At 63.4% G+C, this 2,609-nt stretch carries 1 protein-coding gene and 1 pseudogene; both read left to right on the top strand.

The genetic code is table 11. The features are described from left to right. Positions 1-403: pseudogene (locus tag EN994_RS26330) on the top strand (efflux transporter periplasmic adaptor subunit); the annotation flags it as partial. 80 nt (positions 404-483) lie between these two features. Beyond that, positions 484-2,609, top strand: a 2,126-nt coding sequence (locus EN994_RS26325) for an efflux RND transporter permease subunit (RefSeq protein WP_164746206.1), incomplete at its 3' end; no start/stop codon positions are given.

Here is a 2,609-nt window from a genome sequence, read left to right as displayed (position 1 = left end):
GCGCTACATCAGCCGCGACGCCTCTTCGGCGACCCGCACCTTCCGCGTCGAGGTTGCCGTCCCCAATGCCGACGGCTCCGTGCCGGCCGGCATGACGGCGGAAATCGCACTCAGCGCGTTGCCGACCGATGCGGTGCTGCTGCCGCGCTCGGTGGTGACGCTCGGCGACAAGGGCGACCTCGGCATCCGTGCCGTCGGCAAGGACAACAAGGTTGCGTTCTTCCCCATCGACCTCGTCGACGACACGCCGACCGGCCTGGTGCTTGGCGGCATCCCTGCCGATGCGCGCATCATCGTTGCCGGCCAGGAACTGGTGAAGGAAGGCGATGAGGTCAAGCCGGTCGAAGCCGACCAGGCAACCATCCAGAAACTGCTGGGCGAAGCGACCGCCGGCACGCAGTAGCATGGGGTACGGCGGACAGACCCCGGGCGGGGACACTTGGCTGCGACGCAGCTCGTGAAATTCAAGAACAGGCGTTAGCCATGGATATCGTCAGACTCGCAATCAACAATGCCCGCCTGACCATTTCGGTCCTCGTCTTCCTTCTGCTCGCCGGCTGGGTCGCCTATCAGTCGACGCCGAAGGAAGCCGAGCCCGACGTTCCGATTCCGATGATGTATATCAGCCTGATCTATCAGGGCATTTCGCCTGAGGATTCGGAGCGCCTTCTGCTGCGGCCGATGGAAAGCAAGCTGAAGAGCCTGAAAGGCCTCAAGGAAATGCGCTCGGCCGCCTTCCAGGGCGGCGGCTATGTGCTGGTCGAGTTCCAGCCGCAGACAAATCTGGCGACGGCCTTGCAGGACACGCGCTCCAAGGTGCAGGACGGCAAGGCCGACCTGCCGCAGGCGGCCGAAGAGCCGGTCGTTACCGAAGTCAACATCTCCGAATTCCCCGTCCTCGTCGTCACCCTGTCGGGCGAATTGCCCGAACGCGTGCTGACCGCCGCCGCGCGCGAACTGCGCGACCGTATCGAGGAAGTGCCAGGCGTCCTGGAGGGCTCGTTGCAGGGTTCGCGCGACGATCTTGTCGAAGTCGTCATCGATCCGATGAAACTGTCGTCCTACGGGTTGCAACTCGATCAGCTGATCGGCGCTGTCGGGGCCTCCAACAGTCTGGTCGCCGCCGGCAATATCGAAGGCTCGGAAGGCAAATACGCCGTCAAGGTGCCGTCACTGATCGAGACGCCCGAGGACGTGGCGGCCTTGCCCGTGGTCGCCGGCCCCAATGCCGTGGTGCAGGCCAAGGACATCGCGACGATCCGCTCGACCTTCGCCGATGCCACGACGATCACGCGCCTCAATGGCAAGCCGGCCATCGCCATCGAAGTCAAGAAGCGCATCGGCGCCAATCTGATCGACACGCTCGCCAAGGTGAGGGAGGTGTCCGACGCCTACGTCAAGACGATGCCGCAAGGCATGAACGTCACCTACACGCAGGACAAGTCGGTCTTCGTCAACCAGTTGCTCGGCGATCTGCAGAACCACGTCATGATCGCCGTCATCCTGGTGTTCATCGTCATCCTCTACGCGCTGTCGGGTCGTGCCTCGCTGCTGATCGGCCTGGCCATTCCGTCGTCTTTCCTGATCGGCATCCTGCTGCTGGCGATGATGGGCTACACGATCAACATGATCGTGCTGTTCAGCCTGATCCTGGCTGTCGGCATGCTGGTCGACGATGCCATCATCGTCACCGAGTTCGCCGAACGGCGGATGAGCGAAGGCATGCCGAAGGCGGAAGCCTTCGCATTGGCCGCCAAGCGCATGGCCGGTCCGGTCATTGCCGCGACGATGACGCGCATAGCCGCCTTCTCGCCACTGCTGTTCTGGCCGGGCATCATCGGCGACTTCATGAAGTACATGCCGATCACCCTGATCGTCACGCTATCGGCCTCGATGCTCTATGCGCTGGTGTTCGCGCCGACGCTGGGGGCGATCTTCGCCAAGGCGCCGGAGCATCATGAGGATGATAATCGCGACGGCTGGTACATGGCGATCGTCAAGCAGGCGGTGCGGTTTCCGATTACGGTGGTTTTGCTGACGGTCGCTCTGCTGTTCGGCGTCGGCTTTGCCTATTCGAAATATGGCGCCGGTGTCGAATTCTTCCCCAGTGTCGAGCCCGACTACGGCCTGCTCTACGTGCACGCGCGCGGCAACCTTTCGCTGGCCGAAATGGATACGGCGACCAAGATTGCCGAAAACAGGATGCTCGGCTGGCCCGGCATCAAGTCGGTCTACACCCGCGTCGGCAAGACACAAGGCGGCGGCCAGGATGTCCCTGAAGACGTCGTCGGCGTCATCCAGTACGAATTCATAGATTGGCGCGAGCGCAAGTCGGCGAACCAGATCCTGAACGATTTGCGCGGCGTCATGGCCGGCATTCCCGGCGTCGATGTCGAGGTGCGCGTGCCGGAGGCCGGTCCGCCGACCGGCAAGCCGATCCAGATCAGGCTTTCGGCCGTCGACCCCAAGGGGCTCGACGACAAAGCGCGCGCGGTTGCGGCACGCATCGGCAAGGTGCCTGGCGTCATCGACATTTCCGACGGCCTCCCGCCACCCGGCGTCGACTGGGCGCTCGAGGTCGACCGTGCCAAGGCAGCGCAATATGGCAT

The sequence above is a fragment of the Mesorhizobium sp. M7A.F.Ca.CA.002.09.1.1 genome, from assembly GCF_003998555.1.
Taxonomy (GTDB): domain Bacteria; phylum Pseudomonadota; class Alphaproteobacteria; order Rhizobiales; family Rhizobiaceae; genus Mesorhizobium; species Mesorhizobium ciceri.
The sequence above is the reverse complement of the archived record's forward strand: the minus strand, read 5'-3'. Positions and strand labels throughout refer to the sequence as shown.